This window comes from Paraburkholderia acidicola, from assembly GCF_002362315.1.
GTDB classification, from domain to species: Bacteria; Pseudomonadota; Gammaproteobacteria; order Burkholderiales; family Burkholderiaceae; genus Paraburkholderia; species Paraburkholderia acidicola.
Genome location: NZ_MTZV01000006.1, coordinates 1823264 through 1841928, shown reverse-complemented (window position 1 = coordinate 1841928; position 18665 = coordinate 1823264). Strand labels below are relative to the sequence as shown.

Annotated in this window: 19 protein-coding genes; 8 read left to right on the top strand and 11 right to left on the bottom strand. The window is 60.7% G+C overall.

All coding sequences use genetic code 11. The features are described from left to right. Positions 1–9: 9 nt before the first annotated feature. Positions 10–891 carry an aldo/keto reductase family oxidoreductase gene (locus tag BWP39_RS26885; RefSeq protein ID WP_096725273.1) on the bottom strand — a complete coding sequence of 294 codons (882 nt, stop codon included), beginning with the start codon at positions 889–891 and terminating at the stop codon, positions 10–12. Positions 892–995: 104 nt separating this feature from the next. On the opposite strand from BWP39_RS26885, the gene BWP39_RS26880 reads away from it, so the two are divergent. Continuing rightward, on the top strand, positions 996–1910 hold the full coding sequence (locus tag BWP39_RS26880) for a LysR family transcriptional regulator (RefSeq protein ID WP_096725272.1): 915 nt from the start codon (positions 996–998) through the stop codon (positions 1908–1910). A 744-nt stretch (positions 1911–2654) separates the two neighbouring features. On the opposite strand, the gene BWP39_RS26875 is transcribed toward BWP39_RS26880, so the two are convergent. Beyond that, complete coding sequence (locus BWP39_RS26875; protein WP_235851478.1) at positions 2655–3491, bottom strand: SDR family NAD(P)-dependent oxidoreductase; 837 nt, start codon at positions 3489–3491, stop codon at positions 2655–2657. After that, complete coding sequence (locus BWP39_RS26870; RefSeq protein ID WP_096725270.1) at positions 3460–3870, bottom strand: GNAT family N-acetyltransferase; 411 nt, start codon at positions 3868–3870, stop codon at positions 3460–3462. The genes BWP39_RS26875 and BWP39_RS26870 overlap by 32 nt, the downstream gene beginning before the upstream one ends. Positions 3871–3987: 117 nt before the next feature. On the opposite strand from BWP39_RS26870, the gene BWP39_RS26865 reads away from it, so the two are divergent. The 4 genes from BWP39_RS26865 (at position 3988) to BWP39_RS26845 (ending at position 8807) form a co-directional block, all read left to right on the top strand. Beyond that, entirely contained in the window at positions 3988–5904 is a 1917-nt protein-coding gene (locus BWP39_RS26865) for a M3 family metallopeptidase (RefSeq protein WP_096725269.1), read from the top strand. Positions 5905–6045: 141 nt separating this feature from the next. Next, a complete protein-coding gene (locus BWP39_RS26860; protein ID WP_096725268.1) occupies positions 6046–6690 on the top strand; it encodes an HAD family hydrolase in 645 nt (214 codons plus the stop codon). Positions 6691–7312: 622 nt separating this feature from the next. Next, positions 7313–8227, top strand: coding sequence for a PhzF family phenazine biosynthesis protein (locus BWP39_RS26850; RefSeq protein WP_096725266.1), 915 nt, complete (start codon positions 7313–7315; stop codon positions 8225–8227). A gap of 19 nt (positions 8228–8246) precedes the next feature. Further along, on the top strand, positions 8247–8807 hold the full coding sequence (locus BWP39_RS26845; RefSeq protein ID WP_096725265.1) for a GNAT family N-acetyltransferase: 561 nt from the start codon (positions 8247–8249) through the stop codon (positions 8805–8807). Positions 8808–8824: 17 nt separating this feature from the next. On the opposite strand, the gene BWP39_RS26840 is transcribed toward BWP39_RS26845, so the two are convergent. Then, complete coding sequence (locus tag BWP39_RS26840) at positions 8825–9730, bottom strand: LysR family transcriptional regulator (protein ID WP_096725264.1); 906 nt, start codon at positions 9728–9730, stop codon at positions 8825–8827. Positions 9731–9816: 86 nt separating this feature from the next. Between BWP39_RS26840 and BWP39_RS26835 the strand changes: the two genes are divergently transcribed. After that, positions 9817–10698 (top strand): alpha/beta fold hydrolase, encoded by an 882-nt coding sequence (locus tag BWP39_RS26835; RefSeq protein WP_096725263.1) that lies wholly within the window; start codon positions 9817–9819, stop codon positions 10696–10698. Between the two features lie 63 nt (positions 10699–10761). On the opposite strand, the gene BWP39_RS26830 is transcribed toward BWP39_RS26835, so the two are convergent. Then, on the bottom strand, positions 10762–11880 hold the full coding sequence (locus BWP39_RS26830; RefSeq protein WP_096725262.1) for a 3-deoxy-7-phosphoheptulonate synthase: 1119 nt from the start codon (positions 11878–11880) through the stop codon (positions 10762–10764). A gap of 188 nt (positions 11881–12068) precedes the next feature. On the opposite strand from BWP39_RS26830, the gene BWP39_RS26825 reads away from it, so the two are divergent. Next, positions 12069–13418: a DUF2325 domain-containing protein gene (locus tag BWP39_RS26825; protein WP_096725261.1), complete on the top strand. Its 1350-nt coding sequence runs from the start codon at positions 12069–12071 to the stop codon at positions 13416–13418. 23 nt (positions 13419–13441) lie between these two features. On the opposite strand, the gene BWP39_RS26820 is transcribed toward BWP39_RS26825, so the two are convergent. The 6 genes from BWP39_RS26820 to BWP39_RS26795 all read right to left on the bottom strand — a co-directional run bounded on the left by BWP39_RS26820 (position 13442) and on the right by BWP39_RS26795 (position 17240). After that, a complete protein-coding gene (locus BWP39_RS26820; protein WP_091012816.1) occupies positions 13442–13765 on the bottom strand; it encodes a winged helix-turn-helix domain-containing protein in 324 nt (107 codons plus the stop codon). Positions 13766–13897: 132 nt separating this feature from the next. Further along, positions 13898–14407, bottom strand: a complete 510-nt coding sequence (locus tag BWP39_RS26815) for a molybdopterin-dependent oxidoreductase (RefSeq protein WP_096726199.1) — start codon at positions 14405–14407, stop codon at positions 13898–13900. 166 nt (positions 14408–14573) lie between these two features. Further along, the gene (locus BWP39_RS26810) at positions 14574–14756 is read right to left on the bottom strand and encodes a hypothetical protein (protein ID WP_091011774.1); all 183 of its coding nucleotides are present in this window, start codon (positions 14754–14756) and stop codon (positions 14574–14576) included. Between the two features lie 13 nt (positions 14757–14769). Then, positions 14770–16263 (bottom strand): PepSY-associated TM helix domain-containing protein, encoded by a 1494-nt coding sequence (locus tag BWP39_RS26805; protein WP_096725260.1) that lies wholly within the window; start codon positions 16261–16263, stop codon positions 14770–14772. 82 nt (positions 16264–16345) lie between these two features. Beyond that, on the bottom strand, positions 16346–16753 hold the full coding sequence (locus BWP39_RS26800) for a DUF2946 domain-containing protein (protein WP_096725259.1): 408 nt from the start codon (positions 16751–16753) through the stop codon (positions 16346–16348). A gap of 58 nt (positions 16754–16811) precedes the next feature. Continuing rightward, entirely contained in the window at positions 16812–17240 is a 429-nt protein-coding gene (locus BWP39_RS26795) for a TOBE domain-containing protein (protein WP_096725258.1), read from the bottom strand. Between the two features lie 210 nt (positions 17241–17450). On the opposite strand from BWP39_RS26795, the gene BWP39_RS26790 reads away from it, so the two are divergent. Beyond that, entirely contained in the window at positions 17451–18665 is a 1215-nt protein-coding gene (locus BWP39_RS26790; protein WP_096725257.1) for a DUF2252 domain-containing protein, read from the top strand.

Genomic DNA, 18665 nt, shown 5'->3' with positions numbered 1-18665 from the left:
CTTCTCCAATCAATGCGCGGTATTGCCTCGACCGATCGCATCCAGCTCAGCAAGAACCTCGTCGGTCAGCACACACTGCGCCGCCTGCATGTTTTCACGCAGATGCCCCACCGATGACGTGCCCGGGATCAACAGAATGTTCGGCGCACGATAAAGAAGCCAGGCAAGCGCGACCTGCATCGGCGTTGCACCGATCGTCTGGGCGATCGTCGACAGCGCGGACGACTGTATCGGTGTAAATCCGCCCAGTGGGAAGAACGGCACATACGCCACGCCTTTGGCAGCCAGTTCATCCACTAGTGCGTCATCGTCGCGTTGAACCAGGTTGTACTGGTTCTGAACGCAAACAATCTCGACAATGCGTTGCGCTTCGGCGACCTGGGTCGACGTTGCGTTGCTCAGACCGATGTGACGGACGAGTCCCTTGCGTTGCAGTTCGGCAAGCGCGGTGACCTGTTTTTCAATCGATCCTTCCGCAGGCGCGTGGACGTTGCCCATGATCCGCAGATTGACGACATCGAGCGCGTCGAGGCCGAGATTACGCAGGTTGTCGTGAATGCCGCGCTCGATTTCTTCCGGTTCCTGCGCCGGAATCCACGCACCGTCCTCGCCGCGGCGCGCCCCGATTTTGGTGACGATCAGCAGATCGTCCGGGTAGGGATGGAGCGCTTCGCGAATGATCTGATTGGTGACGTGCGGCCCGTAGAAATCGCTTGTATCGATGTGATCGACACCGAGCGCGATCGCTTCACGCAGAACGGCGACGGCTGCGTCACGGTCTTTCGGCGGCCCGAATACGCCGGGGCCAGCAAGCTGCATGGCGCCGTAACCTACGCGGGACACGGGACGACCGGCAAACTGAAATGTGTTGGTGGGAATGAATTTCGACATGGTGTGACTCCTTGGCAAGTGTTGAGCCGGAGTATGGGTAGCCTTGCGTTGTTTGATAATCCGATCTAGATTGAACGGGTCGTTCAAAATAGTGAACAATCGCCATGGAGTTCAACGATCTTGCAGCGTTCGTTTCGGTTGCTCGCGCGGGTGGCTTTCGCGACGCGGCCAGAACAGGCGGCGTTTCCGCGTCGAGCCTGAGCATTGCCGTGCGTCGCCTCGAATCGAAGCTCGGTTTGCGGCTGCTCAACCGGACCACACGAAGTGTGGTTCCGACGGAAGCGGGATTGCGTCTCATCGAAAGACTGACTCCGCTATTCAGCGAGATGGAAGCGGCGCTCGATGTCCTGAACACGTTCCGGGACAAACCGAGTGGGACGCTCAAACTCAACGTGCCATCGAGTGCCGCGCGCATCGTATTGCCATCCGTCATTGCCGCGTTTCTGAAAACCTATCCGGACATTCGCGTAGAAGTCGTGGTTGAGGATGGATTCGTCGATGTGCTGTCGATTGGTTGCGATGCGGGCATTCGTTACGACGAACGACTCGAGCAGGACATGATCGCGGTTCCGATTGGGCCGCGTGTGCAGCGCTTTGCTACGGCCGCGGCGCCGTCCTATCTGGATGCGAATGGAAGACCTGATCATCCGGGCGAATTGCTTGGGCATGCATGTTTGCGCGGCCAGTTTGCGGGCGGCGCGAAGCCGACTTGGGACTTCGAGCAGAACGGCGAAGTGGTACGGCTGGATCCAACGGGGCCGCTACTCGTCAGACCGGGTGCAGCAGTCGATCTTGCGATCAGCGCGGCTGTTGCCGGCGTCGGCGTGATTCACCTGTTTGAGGACATGTTGCGTCCGCATCTGGATAGCGGCGCGCTTGAGCCGATTCTCGAGCCGTGGTGGCAGCGTTTTTCGGGGCCGTTTCTCTACTATCCGGGCCGTCGTCATCTGCCTGCGCCGCTGCGTGCCTTTGTCGATTTTTTGAAGGCTGGCGTCGAGGTTGCGGGCGTGGAGCGTTAAACCGCGAGTTGTCGCTTGCTAAAGGGTCAGCGTTTTAGGTATGGCTAGACGTGGGAGAGCGCCTGACGAATCAGGCGCTCTCCCAGCGTGTCCGCTCCTTAAAGCGGTTTGCTTACGACATGCTTAAAGCACACGAAAATAAACGAGACCGCGTATTGCCCAGCCCCGTAACCAGCTAGCGATGGCTACAGGAGGGGCCGTGGGCCAGCCACTCTTCGGCGGATCGGGCTCGGAAGCCGACGATACATATGCGTCGTTCTCCGCTTCGTCACGCGCTGTGTGCTGCCAGTATTCGTAAGGTTGAAAGATCCTCGTGAGCGGGAGGTGTACTGCGTTCCTTCCGCTGGCGTGGTGCTGTTCGGCTTCCCAACCTGTCGACCGCGCCGGACCTCTGGTCGGGTAGATCGCCTCATTCGAGGAGCTGGTGTAGTCGTGTGACGGCTTGGTGTTTTCCATTTTTCATCTCCGTTGGTGATGCAGTGATGCCGGTAACGGAGACGCCATAAAAGCAAAAGGCCTCGTCCGTATTCCCGGCGAGGCCCGTTGACTCCAATGCTGCAAATCTAACGCAAGCAGGCCTCCAGTGGCACGCCCAGATGGGCGCCCATGCGGTTGTACTTAGCGAAGGAGGAGGCGATTGGTGTCAACATTCGAGCAGTTTCGATGTGATTGCGTGCGTTGTCAACTGATGTGCTGTCGTTTGTTGACGACATTCGGTTGGATGGGAGTGTGGTTGATCGATTTTCATCGAACGTGTGGAATGGAAACACCGCCATCAACCATCAAAGTCTGTCCGGTAACGAAACGCGCTTCGTCAGTCGACAGCCAGACAGCGACATCGCCTGCATCAGCTGGTTCTCCGATGCGGCGTAGAGGCGTGTAGGACTCGATCAAATCAACGTGTTCATCACCGCCGAGTCTTTCGAACATCGGTGTTCTGATGGCGCCGGGATTGATGTTGTTGATGCGGATGTTGTGTGGACCGTACTCGATCGCTACGGCGCGAATCAAGGCATCGAGGCCGCCCTTGCTGGCGGAATAAGCGGTTGATCCAGGCGACGCTCCCTTTGCCAGAAAGGACGATGTATTGACGATCGAGCCGCCGTTGCCGAGATTCAACATGGCGGCAATCTCGTACTTGATCGACAGCCACGCGCCTTTAAGGTTGATCGCAATGACCTCGTCGAAATCTTCCTCGGTGAGTTCTGTAATCGGAGCGAAGGACCCTTCGATCCCCGCGTTATTGAACGCGACGTCCAGGCGGCCATAGCGCTCGATGGTCATGTCAACCATGTCGCGTACCTGTTGAGCGACGGCCACGTCGGTGGGAACAGCGCAACCTGTTCCCCCATTCGTTCTGATAAGCCGGACCGTCTCGTCGATCTCCTCGCTGCGCCTGCCAGCGACGACTACCTGCGCACCTTCCGCGGCATAGGCCAAAGCAGCGGCACGCCCGATACCTGTTCCACCTCCAGTGACAAGTGCGACGCGATCTTCAAGCCGGCGAGACGGGAATGATTGAGGCATGATTTCCTGGGATGGTTGTCGTTCAAAGACGCTTGCGAAAGAAATAGCGCTCATACTCCCCTGCCATTTCGGTGAGACGCCCCCACTCGGCGTAACCGAGCTTTCGATAAAGCTCGGGCGCTTGAAAGCTGAGGGTATCGACGATCGCATGCTTGCAACCACGTCGCCTTGCTTCTGCCTCAGCAGCGGACATCAATGCCGTTGCATGACCGGATTTTCGATGTCGTTCGTCGACCCAGAGAAATGAAACGTCCAGATACTGCCAGTAGGTTTTGGCGGTCAGTCCGCCTATGATCTGGCCATCGTCATCGCGGGCGAATACACAAAGCAGTTGTACGTCACGTGGCGTGAAGCGTCTGTTATACGTTCGGGTTTGTTCGATGACGAAAGCTTCGTCGTCGGCATCGGGGTGGTCTGTCAGATCAAGGTGCATGGCATTTTCTTCGTAGATGGCGAGGTCATTGTCACAGATTTTTTTAGCACATTGAACATGTCATTCGACGTCGCGACATGAATCATCGACAATCGACAGTACGTGTGGAGCGTCAGGATGAGCGCTCCAAAAAAAAGCAGTATCCACCTCCGAGAGCCCATCGCCGTGAATTCCGCACAGTCGTTCTTCGACAACCTCAATCAAGACTATCTGAGCATTCATCGCCGGGAAGGCGAGCTTTACTGGTTGACGCACACCGGACAGAGCGATGACCACGCGGCGCTTGCGGCTGCGTCACTGGAACGAAAGTTATTCACAGGCGATGCATCGCGTCTTGCTCAGTGCAAACACCATCTTGCTACGCTCGGCGCTGCCGCATCGGCATCGTCCGATGATGCGTTGGTCAACGGATTGAAAGGTTGGGTCCGAGTTTTCGAAAGCAATGCGACGGGGAGCCCGCATGCGGAAGCTTTACTGAAGGAGTTGTCCGAACTCGATGCCGATCTGTATGCCCGGCGGCAGTCCTATGAGCTAAAACATATCGATGACTCTGGTGCGCGCGTATCCGCATCTCCCGCCGCGCTTCGCACCAACCTGGCGACGAACTACGACGAGGAAGCGCGGAAGAGTTCGCACGAGGCGCTGCATGGCCTCGAGCGCTGGGTGCTTGAAAGCGGCTTCCTTGACATCGTGTCGAAGCGCAACGCGCTTGCCCGAGAGCTGGGTTTCGAAGACTTCTTTGAATACCGTTTGCACACACGTAGCGGCATAACGTCAAAGCAACTATTCGCGGTCTTCGATCAGTTCGAGAGAATGACACGCGAGTCGCATCGCGAATCGCAACGGCGGCTTGTACAACAGCACGGAGCGCACGCGCTGTTGCCACACAATCTCATGTACCGACTTCGCGGTGAGATGACGGGCGGCGACGACCAGTACTTCCCGTTTGCCAAGGCGCTCGAGCGTTGGTCAGAGTCGTTCCGACAGATGGGTGTGTCGTATCGGGGTGCACGCATTGAGATCGATATGCTCGACCGGCCTGGCAAATTTCCAACCGGGTTCTGCGTTGTACCGGTACCCAGTTATGTTGATGACACATCAGGCTGGATGCCCGCGGACATACGCTTCACGTCGACTGCGCGTCCGGCTCAACCGGGTGCTGGATCGAAGGGCCTCAAGGTGCTCTTCCATGAAGCCGGACATGCCGCACATCTTGCGAACGTTGCGCGCAACTCGCCGTGTTTCGCCCAGGAATTTGCTCCGACTACGCCCGCTTTTCTGGAAACGCAGGCCAAGTTCTTCGACGCGTTGCCTGCCGATCCATGCTGGTTGAAGCGCTACGCGACGGACCGCGACGGAAATTCGATGCCTGACTCAATGATTCAGGAGCGGCTGGCGGTGCAACAGGCGGCGCTTGCACATATGGAACGTCGCGATCTGATTCCAACCTATCTTGAGGCAGCGTTGTATCGCATGAGCGACGAGGAGCGCACACCTGACCGCGTTATTGCTGCGGCTTGTGCGATCACCAACGATATCCTCGGCGTCGCGGATCATACGGACCATGTTCTTGCGATGCCTCACCTCGTGTTTCACGATATCGCTGTCTACTATCACGGCTATCTGCTGGCCAAGATGGCTGCGGCGCAAATGCGTGCCTATCTGACGCGCAGGTTGGGATATATCGTGGACAACCCGGCTGTGGGTGCGTTGCTAACGGAACACTGCTGGAAAGCAGGCAACGGCATCACGCTGGACGATGCGCTTGTTAGCCTGACTGGAGAACGGCTGTCAGCGAGCTACCTGGCCGAGGAATGCAATCGTGCTCCTGCCGACGCATGGCGTGTTGCCGGGCAGGCGATGCGTGAATTCGATTTGCGAAGTCAGACGCCGTCAGTTGAGGATCTTGATGCGCGCATCTTCGTTGTTCACGGGGAGCAGTGCGTTGCGACAAATGCGGTGTCGTCCAGGTCGATGTTTGACGATTTTGAAGCGTGGATTGGAGAGCTGTCCACCCGAGTTGGAGACAGCTAGCGGTATCGAACAGCGACCGACGATAAAGCCACCGTCGATGGAGCGGCTTAAGCGCGGACAATCGCTCGCACGTTCCGTGCATGAATCCTGCTGCCTTGCGTCTTGTCGACTATCCTGGTGGACCTTACTCCGGAGTAAAAAATGAAAATCAAAGCGGTGTTCTTCGATGTCGGCGAGACACTCGTTGACGAAAGCCGCGCTTGGGGTGAATGGGCAGACTATCTCGGAGTCACACGATTCGCGTTCTTTGCTGCCTTGGGCGCAGTTATCGAGCGCGGCCTGCATCATCGCGAAGTTTTTCAGGTCGTAAGACCCGGCGTCGATTTTTCAGCTCTGCAGCGAGAGCGTGAATTGCGCGGCAACGCATATTCGATCACGCTCGACGACTTCTATCCTGACGCGACGGCTTGCCTCAAACTCCTACGCGAGTCCGGCGTGCTCATCGGAATTGCGGGCAATCAACCCGTCGAGACCGAACATGCACTACACGCTCTGGGCGTGCCCGCCGACATCGTTGCTTCATCTGCGTCGTGGGGTGTGGAGAAACCAGCGCGTGCGTTTTTCGAGCGTGTCATTGCTTGCTGTGGCGGACTTGATCCGTCACAGATTGCCTACGTAGGAGATCGCCTCGATAACGATGTCGCACCGGCTATCGAGGCTGGTATGCATGCGGTGTTTGTGCGGCGTGGACCATGGGCGTTGATTCAATCCGCGGCGGGACGTTTCCCCGTTCCTCCGTACATGATCGATGATCTTTCAATGCTTCTACCACTTCTGGACGTTTGAACCGAATCCCTAACGTTGAAGCGGTCGTTCGACATAGCCGCGTCGATTGCTGGCAACCAGTACCCAATGTTTAAACCGCGACGAGTTGAATGGAATTACCTCTCGTCTTCATCCGAGATAGCGCTTACGTCCTCAGAGGATTGAACATGAATCCCAAGCGGTTCGCGGCCGTTCTACCGTGGTTAGCGCTGGTGCGTTTCGCGCCAGGTCTCGCTGTCGTTGCTTATGCCACTAAGGGGTTAATCGATGCGCTGGTCTATGGGCACGCGGAATTCTGCACCGGAACGAAATACCACACGATATGTAACACCGTTACGACGGCACAATACGCGGAACTGCACGGGCAAATCCAGATGGACTGGATATATCTCGTACTCGGACTCGCGCTTGTGCTGGTGGGTTGGTTTGTGCCTCGGGGAATACCCAGCGGGAAAGGCCGGTGATCGAACGTCTGTCGCGGTACGTCAGGCATGGTTCGGCCGAACGAATCTTGCAGTCAGTCGCCCCACTCATTCGACGCATTGGCCCGGCCCGTCACTGCAGAACTGTATCTGTCCCAGCGGCAACTCATAGCGATAATGATCCACATCACCAGCGAACCGTCGATCAGGCCAGGAACACAATGAACCGCCGCTACATCACCGCCGACGTCTTCACAGACGAAAAATTCAAAGGCAACCCGGTTGCGATCGTCCTTGATGCTGCCGGTTTGTCGACGAGTCAGATGCAGGCAATCGCGAACGAGTTTGCTTACTCTGAAACGACGTTCGTATTGCCTCCCCGCGATACCGCCCACACCGCTTGGGTCAGAATTTTCACACCAAGCCGCGAGATACCGTTCGCGGGACACCCGAACATCGGTACGGCGTTTGTGCTCGCTGCAAAGGCGGCATCCGACCGGAATCCGTTGCCAGATCGGCTCGTCTTCGAGGAGTTAGCGGGTCTGGTTCCCGTCAATCAGTTGAAAGAGGGCGGGGTGGTTGTTGGCGCCGAACTCACTGCGCCAGAGCCGTTAACTCGCCTGTCACACGCCGCCGCAAACCGGGTGGCCGCGTGTCTCTCACTCGCTTCCGACGACATTCGAACCGACGCGCATGCTCCACAGGTCGCCTCGGTCGGTCTTCCATTTCTCGTCGTTGAACTTGCTTCACGCGATGCGCTGCGGCGCTGTGTGCCGAATCTCGTCGAGTATAAAAGCTTGCTGCCGATCGACGGTGCCGTGTCCATCTATGCCTATACACGCGACACCGACCGCGCCAGGGTCGGAACTGACTGCGATCTGGAGGCGCGGATGTTCACACCGCGTATGACAGAAGATCCGGCCACAGGCAGCGCGACCGCCGCCACCGCCGCGCTCATCGCTCAGGTTCGAGGTTTGAATGAGCTGTCATTGCGCGTCGCCCAAGGCGTGGACATGGGGCGCCCAAGCATCCTGTTCGCGACAGTCGACACGCAGGATGGTCATGCACGAGTTCGCGTCGGCGGTAAATGCGTGAGCGTGATGGAAGGATCGTTTCAGCTCGTGGGTGAAGGCTAATCGACCGTTGACGTTAGAAATGAACATCCCTTCCAGCAGCAACACAAGGAACCCGCCGAGCGCCGTGCCCGTGAAAATAAGAGAAGCCACACTCGAAGACGCCGAGGCCATCGCAACAGTTCACGTGGCCTCATGGCAGGCAGCGTACAAAGGAATCATGCCGGAGCAGTTCCTGAAGACCCTTTCCATCGAGGCACGCGCAGCGACATGGCGAAAATTGCTTCAGGCGGGAACGCCACACGTGCTCGTAGCCCAGGTGGATGAGACGATCATCGGTTGGACTGCTTGCGGCGCTTGTCGGGACAAAGACAAAGACAACAACTGGGCGGAAATAGAAGCGCTCTACGTCCTGCCCGAATTCTGGCGTAAAGGCATAGGCGGACGGTTAAGCGATGCTGCACGTCAACTGCTGCACACTGCCGGGTATTCATTTGCCACGCTTTGGGTGCTCTCGGAGAACCACCACGCCAGAGCGTTCTATGACCGAAACGGATTCGCTCAAGACGACTCCAGCAAACTCATCCAGATCGGCGGCGTTCAACTGACAGAAGTTCGCTACCACTACACGTTACCGCAGTAGCCAGCAGCACACCGCACTCATACCTTCTTCTCCACACTCTCCTTAAGCCACACCCCAAGAAAATCAATAAACGTCCGCAACTTCGGCGACAACCGATGCCGCTCTAGATACACCGCATAGATGTCAGCATTCGGCAGCGCCCATTCACCGAGCAGCAGCTCAAGCGTACCGTCGCGTAGCGCGTCGCCAATCTCCCACTCCGAGCGCACCACGACGCCACGACCTTCAAGCGCCCAGCGCAACACGGCACTCCCGTCATTGCTGCTTAGCGCACCACGCACCTTCACAATCTCCGATTTCTTGCCGCGCAGAAAATGCCAGTTGCCGTATGCCGAGTCGTTTTCGCGCAGCACGATGCAGTCGTGGTGAGCGAGATCGCGCGGTGCCCTGGGTGTCCCGCATCGTTTCAGATACGCCGGCGATGCACACACCAGGCGCCGGTTCTCTACCAGCAGCCGTGCGTTGATCCGCGCGTCGGGCACATCGCCGAAGCGAATACCGACGTCGAACGCCTGTTCCTGCAGGCTCACGGGCCGGTCGGTCAAATGTAACTGGATTTCCATCGTCGGATAACGTTCGACGAAAGCGGAAATAGCTGGCGCAACATGCGCGCGCCCGAAGCCAAACGAGGCGTTGACTCGCAGCAACCCCGATGGCTCCGCGCGGCTACTCGTGACGAGCTGTTCGAGTTCGGCAAGCTCAGAGAGGATGCGGGACCCGTTCGTCAGATAAAGATCGCCTTCGGTGGTCAGGCTGATGTTGCGCGTCGTGCGGTTCAGCAGACGTACGCCGAGCCGGCGTTCAATGTGCGCAAGCCGTTTGCTTACCGACGGTGTGGTAACGCCCAGTTCGCGGGCCGCCGCGGTGAGGCTGCCCTGACGCATCACGAGTTCGAAGAAAGCCAGATCCGACACGCTGTCCATTGTTTCTCCCCGGGTAACAACGGTTTGCTTTCATCGAAACCATAACCTGAAAGGAAGCAATTAGACTAGGGGCAAAGGAGTCAGCAATGTTTAATGATTTTCAACCGGTGGCCGTCAACACGGACGACATCACGATTCGCGCGGTGCGCGGTGGTCATGGGCCTGCGTTGTTGCTGTTGCACGGTCATCCGCAAACGCACGCAATCTGGCACAAGGTTGCGCCGACGCTCGCGCAGCAGTTCACCGTCGTCGCCGCCGACCTGCGCGGCTACGGCGACAGCGGTAAGCCGCCCGGTCTGCCCGATCACAGTAACTATTCCAAGCGACGCATGGCGCAGGATCAGGTCGATCTGATGCACGCGCTCGGCTTCGACACCTTCGCGGTGATCGGCCACGATCGCGGCGGGCGCGTCGCGGCCCGGATGGCGCTCGATCATCCGCGTATCGTCGAGCGGCTCGTCACGCTCGACGTCGCACCGACGTTAGCGATGTACGAGCAGACATCGTTCGAATTCGCGCGCGCTTACTGGCACTGGTTTTTCCTCGTGCGGCCCGCGCCGTTTCCCGAATCGCTGATCCGCGCCGATGCCGATCTCTATCTGAAGCAGACTATCGGCGCGCGCAGTGCGGGTCTCAAGCCGTTCACGAGCGAAGCCTATGCCGAGTATCTGCGGTGCCTGCAAGACCCGGCGACCGCGCACGGCATCTGCGAGGACTACCGCGCGTCGATTGGAATCGATCTTGAACACGACCGTGCCGATCTGGCCGCGGGCCGAGAGATTGAGTGTCCTTTCGTCGCGCTATGGGGTGCCGATGGTGTGGTTGGCCAGTGCTTCGATCCGCTCGCCGAATGGCGGCGCTGGAGCCGCGACGTCACCGGCGCTGCGCTGCCGTGCGGCCATTACATCCCCGAGGAAGCGCCCGATACGTTGCTCGAGCGCGTGCTGCCGTTTCTGCAAGGTTTGTGATGAGCGGATTAGCGCTCGCTCCGGCGCGTTTAAACACGCCGGAGCGAACCTGGCGCGCTAGCGTCAGCGCTTGCGCCGCGCCCGCACTGCTGCCGCGAGCGTATTCAGCACCGGCTCCGTTTGCGCCCATCCAAGGCACGCATCGGTAATCGACACACCGCGCCGCAGCGGCACATTGGGCTTCAGGTCTTGCCGCCCTTCCTCGAGATGGCTCTCGATCATCACACCGATGATGCGCCGCTCGCCATCCGACAACTGTGCCGCCACGTCCTGCGCGACATCGACCTGGCGCAGATGCGACTTGCCCGAATTCGCATGCGAGCAATCGACCATCACCTGTTCGGGCAAGCCGAGCGCGCGCAGTGCGGCACAGCTTTCCTCAACCGACGCGCGATCGTAGTTCGGCCCTTTCTTGCCGCCGCGCAAGATTACGTGCGTGTCCTCGTTGCCGCGGGTTTCGAAGATGGCCGCCATGCCCATTTTCGTCATTCCCATGAACGCATGGCTCGCGCGTGCGGCTACGATTGCATCGGCCGCGATCTGGATGCTGCCGTCCGTGCCATTCTTGAAACCGATCGGGCAGCTTAGACCCGAAGCCAGCTGCCGATGGCTCTGGCTTTCGGTCGTGCGCGCGCCGATTGCGCCCCACGCGATCAGATCCGCGATGAACTGCGGGCTCAGCAGGTCGAGGAACTCGGTGGCCGTCGGCAGGCCGAGCGTGCCGACGTCGAGCAGCAGTTGCCGCGCCGCGCGTAGCCCTTCGTTGATGCGGAAGCTGCCGTCGAGGCGCGGGTCGTTGATGTAACCCTTCCAGCCGACCGTCGTGCGCGGCTTTTCGAAGTACACGCGCATGACGATCAGCAGATCGTCGCGCAATTCGTCGGCGGCGGTCTTCAGCAGTCGCGCGTAATCGATCGCCTGGTCGTGATCGTGGATCGAGCACGGGCCAACGACGGCCACGAGCCGGTCATCGCGACCTTTCAGCACGTCGGCGATTTCGCGGCGGCTGTGCTCGACGAGTGTCTGCAAGCTTGCCGGAACGGGCAGTTCGTCCAGCAGCAACGCGGGTGAAATCAGCGGACGGACGGCGCCAATACGGGTGTCGTCGATACGCGTGGTGTCCTGGGTAGCGTCGGCAACGCCGACCTCCTGGTCATGCAACGGATTGTCGATGCGGCTCAAGTCAGTCTCCGGAATCCGCGTGGGGAAGGCCGTAATGGTACTCGCATCGGGTTCCCCGGGCTGCGGACCGATATATTCGGTGGTATATTTCGCGGAACTGGGACCGAGGCGGTGCGGCTGATGAAGAACGTGCCTGCGCCGCTGTAACCGGCCTCGTCCTTGCAACCGGAACCGGATTCGGGATCGTCATGCAGGCTCCTCCGTTTCGTCTTGCCCGCACGCCGGGCCTCGGTCAACTCGACGACAGCGCCGGCCGCTATCCGCGCCAGGGCGACGCCTGCTGCGCGCCTTCTTCCCGCCCCCAAACTCATTCCGCGAAGCGCCGTACACGGCTGTGGGAGCTCGATTCGCACCTGCATTGTTCGGTGATCGGCACGTGTCTGAGCACGCACGAGCTGCGCAAGCTGGTGCCACGCTTCAAGATGCTGGACCGGCAACACGCCACCGACCTCGAAATCCACCACGCAGCCGTCGAACTCGCCATCGAAGGTGGTGAGGGCGGCAAGGCGCTGCACAAGGCGCTCGACGAGCGTTATGCGACGACGATCCGCCGCTTCGACAAGGCGACCGATCCGCAGGCGGTGCTGGCGCTATGGAACGAGGCACTCGCCAGTGGCGATATTCCGCCTGGATATTGGGCACTGATCACGCATCCGCAGGCGACGCTCGATATTCGTCAGGCGGCGTTCGGCGAACTGCATATGCTGTCGCATCTGGTCGGCGCGGCCAATCGCGCGGACATCCGGCGGCTCGTGGCGCTCGAGGAAGAGAACGCCGAGCTACGCAGCAAGGTCGAGCGTCAGCAGAGCCGTCTGCACGAGATGAGTACGCGGCACGATGCCCAGACGCGCGAACTGACTGCGCAGATCGGCCAGCTAGAGACGCAGGCGCGCCAACCGCGCACCGCCGATGACACCGCGCGCGAAGCCGAAGTCGCCACGCTGCGCGACGCGCTGGCCGCCCGCGATGCGCGTCTCGCGCTGCATACGAGCCGCCGCGAAGCCGCCGAACAGCATGCCGCCGACGAACAGGAGCGCGTGACCGTATTGCGCGCGACACTCGACGAAACGCTCGCGCTGCTCAAGACCGTGCAGGCCGAAGCGCACGCAATGGAACGTACGCTGCAGGCAAGCGCCGCCGAGTCAACCGACGCTGCCGCGTCCAGCCGTCCGCAGTTCACGGGACTGGAGGGCAAGCGCGTTGTCTACGTGGGCGGCCGGCCGGGATCGAATGCGGTGATCCGGCGCATCGTCGAAGCGGCGGGGGCGGTGCTTATCGTGCACGACGGCGGCATCGAGGATCGCAAGGGTTTGCTGGCCGCGGCGCTACCGGGCGCGGATCACGTCGTGTTTCCCGTCGATTGCATCGATCACGATTCGATGAACATGCTCAAGCGGGTGTGCGAGCGTCACCAGGTTGCGTACTTTCCGTTGCGTACCGCGAGTGTGGCGAGCTTCGTTGAATGGCTGACCCGGACGGCCGAGCGCGACATGACGGGCCAGCCGCCCGCGTCGCGCTTCTGCCTGCGGCACGGCTAAGCGCAGTCCAGCCGTTCTCAATCTCAGCGCTTGATAAACCGCGTCAATGCGGCGATCTGCTCGGAGCAGACCGTATAGGCCTGGTTTTCGATGTCGCGATACAGGCGAATGATCTCTTCGCCAACCGGCGTTAACACACTGCCGCCGCCGCTTTGGCCGCCGTGCTCTGAGACGGTGGCCGGCGACTTCAACGAGCGGTTCAGCTCATCCATCAGCAGCCAGGCGCGCCGGTACGACATCTTCAGACTGCGTGCCGCCGCCGAAATCGAACCGTGCTCGCGCACCGCTTCGAGTAGCGCAACCTTGCCCGGACCGAGCGCGATCGTATCCGCCTGCTGGATACGCATGCGGAAGCGGACCTCGGGTTTTGCGGCGGTGGGAATCTTCGGATCGTGGGTGGGTTTAGCCATGCGAGCAAGCATACACGATGCGATTGGCGTTGCCCGCGCCTAGCGGCCGTCGGGGAAGCGGTGCCCAATCTACACCTGCACCGTCCGCACGATGATGCGCGCAAGTCGCTTCACATGGCGTGGTGCCGGCAGCGTATCGGCGCCGGAGAACAGGATCGGCGCACCGTCCTCGATGGCGAGTGGCTGGCCGCCGCACTCGTGCGCGATCAACGCTTGCTCGCCGATCGACGTATTGAACAGTTCGTGCCACGAGAACGTGACCGCGTAACCGTCGTGCGCCACCGCGATGACGATCATCCGTTTGAAATCGCCGGGCTCTTCGCAGCGCAGACCGGCCTCGGTGATCAGGCCTTTCAGTAGCACGCCGCGATAGCGGCCGACGGGACGGATAAAACGGTTGGTCGTGAAGCAGCGCAGATCGAATGGTTGGGCGAGCACGCTGGGCAGCTGCCGCAACTGATCGAGCGAGAACGACTGTGCGGAAACGACGTCGCCCGTCAGCGACACGATACTGCTGGTCGTATCGTTTGCTGGAGCGGCCGTTGCGGCCGCCGTGTCTGCAAGGCCCGTTGTCGTCATCGTCATTCCCCACAGGCCGGAGCAGCCGGCCGGTTCGTCGCTATATGCGTCGATATATTACGCGCGGATGGGGAAAATCGCCGTGTGGCGACATGCGATACCCGTCATAGCGATTTACGTATTGCGCATGGCGGGTGCAAAGCAGAGCCCGCACCCACCTACATCGTCAGCGCACCTGCCGCATGCAGCAGATCGGACCGCTTCCCGAAGCGGGCAGATCGACGTCGCCAGGGCGGGTCATCCACGCAATCCACGCGACCCACAAGGCCACCGCCAGGAAAGCGCCGATGTTCAGATGCGTCTTGTAGCGAAGGATCAGTTCAACAATCGAACGAGGTTCCCGTTTCATATGCGCTCCCGGGTCAGGCAACTTGTCGCGTGAAGCGGCCGAAGATCATCCGGTCGGCGATCCACACGGCCAGCAGCGTTGCGCCCATCAATGGAAAGACGATGCCGAGCAGAACGAGGCCGGTTTTCCAGCCGAACATCGGCGGTGCGGCACGTTCGCGCGAAGGCGCGCCGAGCGAGCGTTGCGGCCGGCGCTTCCACCACATCACGCAGCCGGTGACGGCCATACCCGCCAGTCCCAGCGAGATCGCGGCACAGAGAATCTGGTTGGCCACGCCGAAATAGCGGCCCATATGCAACGACGTGCCGTACGACACGGCTTTCGACACCGCACCGTAGTCGCTGTAGCGAATGTCCCTCAACACGGCGCCGCTGTATTGATCGATGTATAGCGTGCGCTCGCTTTGTGGATCGCCGGGAAAGTACGACACGGTGTAGACGCCGGTGGCGGAGGCAGGCAGCACGATGTTGTAGCCGCTCGACACGCCGAGCGAGGCCGCTAGCCCGACAACGCGGCCGAGCGGCAGCGGCAGTGCCTGTGCCGGGTGCGCATCGGCGGAGGCGGGCACCGGCGTGTTGCCGACCGCCCAGGGCGTCTGTGGCAAGGGCAGGTCGTCCATCACCATGCCCGGCATCGAAGAAGCCATTTTCGTTTCCTGGGCGTCGTGTTCAGTGCGCACTTGCGTCGTCGTGTCACCGGTAGCGAGGTCACGTCCAGCAGGAACGCCAGGCATGACGGAGCGCAACGCCAGGCCGCCCCACGTGCCCGGCGGCGAACCAAGATTCGCAGCGTTGGCGAGCGCCTTGAACTGCTTGCCCCACGAGCCCGTCCAGGGCAGGCCGCTCAGGACGAACACGACCGCACCGAGCGCGAGCCAGATGCCCATCACGGCGTGAACGTTCTTCCACAGTGCGCGTCCCTTGAGCGTGAAGCGCGGCACGAGCGCCGCGCGTGCCGTGGTTTTCTCGCGTGGCCACCAGAGGGCGATACCGGTGCCGATCATCACTAGCGTCCAGCAGGCGGCCAGTTCCATCAGCAGCTCGCCGGGTTTGCCGAGCAGCAGTTTGCGATGGAGCATCCGGTCGACCTGCATGAAACGATGCTCGACGCTCAGCGTGCCTAATACTGCGCCGCTATACGGGTTCAGATAGACGCTTTGTTTCTCTCCATCGGCGAGACGGAAGATGAACTCGGTGCTGCGATCCGGTGCGCTCGCAATCACGGCGGTGACCGCGCGCGCGTCTGCCGGCATCGCCTGGCGTGCATTCGCAAGCAGTGCGTCTTCGGTGAGGCGGGGTGTGGTTTGCGGTGCGACGATCAGACGCTGCGGATAAAGCAGCGGCTCGATCTGCGGCTGGAAACAATACAACGTGCCGGTGATCGCGAGCACCACGAGAAAGGGCATCACAAAGAGGCCCGCGTAAAAGTGCCAGCGCCAGAGCGTCCGGTAGCCGGCGTTTGCCGCGCCTGTCGTCGCGGTCGAGGGTTGAGCGAGGGTGGTGGACATTCAATCCTCCTGAAACATTGAACGGCCGATCGCGCGCTCCCTCAGCGGGCGCAACGAAATACGCGATCAGAAACAATGACGGTCAGGAGACGGCAGGCGGGTCTCTGGGGCGTCCGGACGGGAACGCACCGAGTGGCGTGAAGCGGGTGGAGAGGGCGGGCGGCGCAGTGCCGGCTATCGCGAAGCCGGCCGGCGGCGTGGTGGCCGCAAGCGTTGGCATGGCGACGTGATGCCCGAGTAGATGGCAGTAGCCACACGCGCCGAAGGCGTCGTCATGGCTCAGATGAACCGGCGCTGGCTCGGTGTAACCCGTGTGACTGATTGCCGCACTGAGGTCGCGCGGCTGCAGGGCGGAACAGAGTGCGGCAATCGGTTCGTTTGCGCGTTGCGAAACCAGCAACTGACTCACGACCGGCGCGAACACGATGAGCCACATGGCGACGAGGCCAAGCCATGCGGTCAGGCGGTTGCGGGTGTCTGGAGTCGTCATGATGGGCGGATGAACGCGGCGATTCTAGCACTGCAAAGCGACGTTCTCCGCCGTGCGCTTACTGATCGACGCCGATAATCACGCTCGATGCCTTGAAGATCGCCGCCGCTGCCTTGCCGCTCGCGAGCCCGAGCCGGTCGACGCTGTCGTTCGTGACAATGGCCGCAATCTGCGCGCCGCCCGGCGCGGCGATGATGACTTCGGCGTTGACGGCGCCCTTCGTCACCGAGGCTACCGTACCGGCGATGTAATTGCGTGCCGACACGCTGCTGCTGGTGGCATCGACCATCACGATCACCGACGAAGCCTTGACGAGCGCGAAGGCCGGTTTGCCGGCCGCCAGCCCAAGCGACGTCGCGCTGCCGTGCGTGATGACGGCGACGATGTCCAGGCCATCCTGGGTGCGCAGCGCGATTTCGTCGTTGACTGCGCCGGTCTTGACCTCGGTCACCTGACCGACAAAATGGTTACGGGCACTGGTTCGCATGGTGGTCTCCACAGATAAGGCCGCTGTCGAAAGCGAGCGGGCCTCGGTTAAAGATAGGCCACGAGTGTACCGGGAACCTGAAAGCTTGCGCACAGGCAGCCGTGATATGGTCCCTCGCGTGGCGCGTATAGCGCTGTAAAGGCGCGCATCGAGCAAAACGCAACAGGCGCAACGGGCTGACCGGCCCACGAACACGCAGGCGGAGCAGACATGATTGATATCGCACAACAGATCGCAGCATTCAACACCGGCCGCGACCCCGAACGGCTCGCCATGAAATACAAACTCATGCGCACGTCGCCGTTCGTATTTCTGCGTGGCACGTGCCATCTATTCTATGCACGCCTGCCTGCCGGCAGCGTGCTCGATACCTCGCCCACCGTGTGGATCTGTGGCGATATGCATCTGGAGAATTTCGGCAGCTACAAGGGCGATAACGGGCTGATCTACTTCGATATCAACGATTTCGACGAGGCATGTCTTGCGCCGAGCCTGTTCGAACTGATTCGTCTGCTGACGAGCGTGCTGGTCGGCGCCAGCGATCTGAACGTGAGCCGGGCTGAAGCGCTCGCGCTTTGTCATACCGCAATCGATGCGTACGCGAGCGCGCTCACAGTCGGTAAGGCGCGCTGGATCGAAGAAGAAACCTCGACGGGTATGGTCCGTGACCTGTTCGACGCACTACATGCGCGCACACGCGTCGATTATCTGAACCGGCGCTGCGACGTGAAGGGCAAGCGTCGCGTGTTGCGCATCGACGGCAAGAAGGCGTTGCCCGTCGACGACAGCACACGCGAGAAAGTCACGGCCTTTATGGACGATTTCGCGAGCCATCTGGAGACGCCGGGGTTCTACCGCGTGCTCGACGTCGCACGGCGCATTGCGGGGACGGGCAGTCTGGGTGTCGATCGCTACGTGATGCTGGTGGAAGGCAAGGGCTCGCCCGATGGCAACTATCTGCTCGACCTGAAGCAGGCGCTGTCTTCGTCGGTGGTGCCGCACGTGAAGACGAAGCAGCCGAAATGGGCGAGCGAAGCGCAGCGCGTCGTTGCAGTTCAGCAGCGTGTGCAGGCGGTATCGCAGGCGTTTCTGCATGCCGTCGAGTACGAAAAGCGGCCCTATGTGCTGCGCGGTTTGCAGCCGTCGGAAGATCGCGTCGCGCTGAGCGCCTGGAACGGCAAGCTGCCGCGGCTCGAAGCGGTGGTCAACAGCATGGCGCAACTGTGCGCGTGGGCGCAGTTGCGCAGCGGTGGACGCGAAGGATCGGCCATCGCCGATGACCTGATCGCCTTCGGTAGCCGCAAAGACTGGCAGTTGCCGCTCATCGAACTGGCCACGCAGTGCGAAGCGCAGATTGCCGCCGACTGGAAAACCTATTGCGATGCGTACGATAGCGGCGCGTTCAAGGTGGAAACGAAAGCCTGA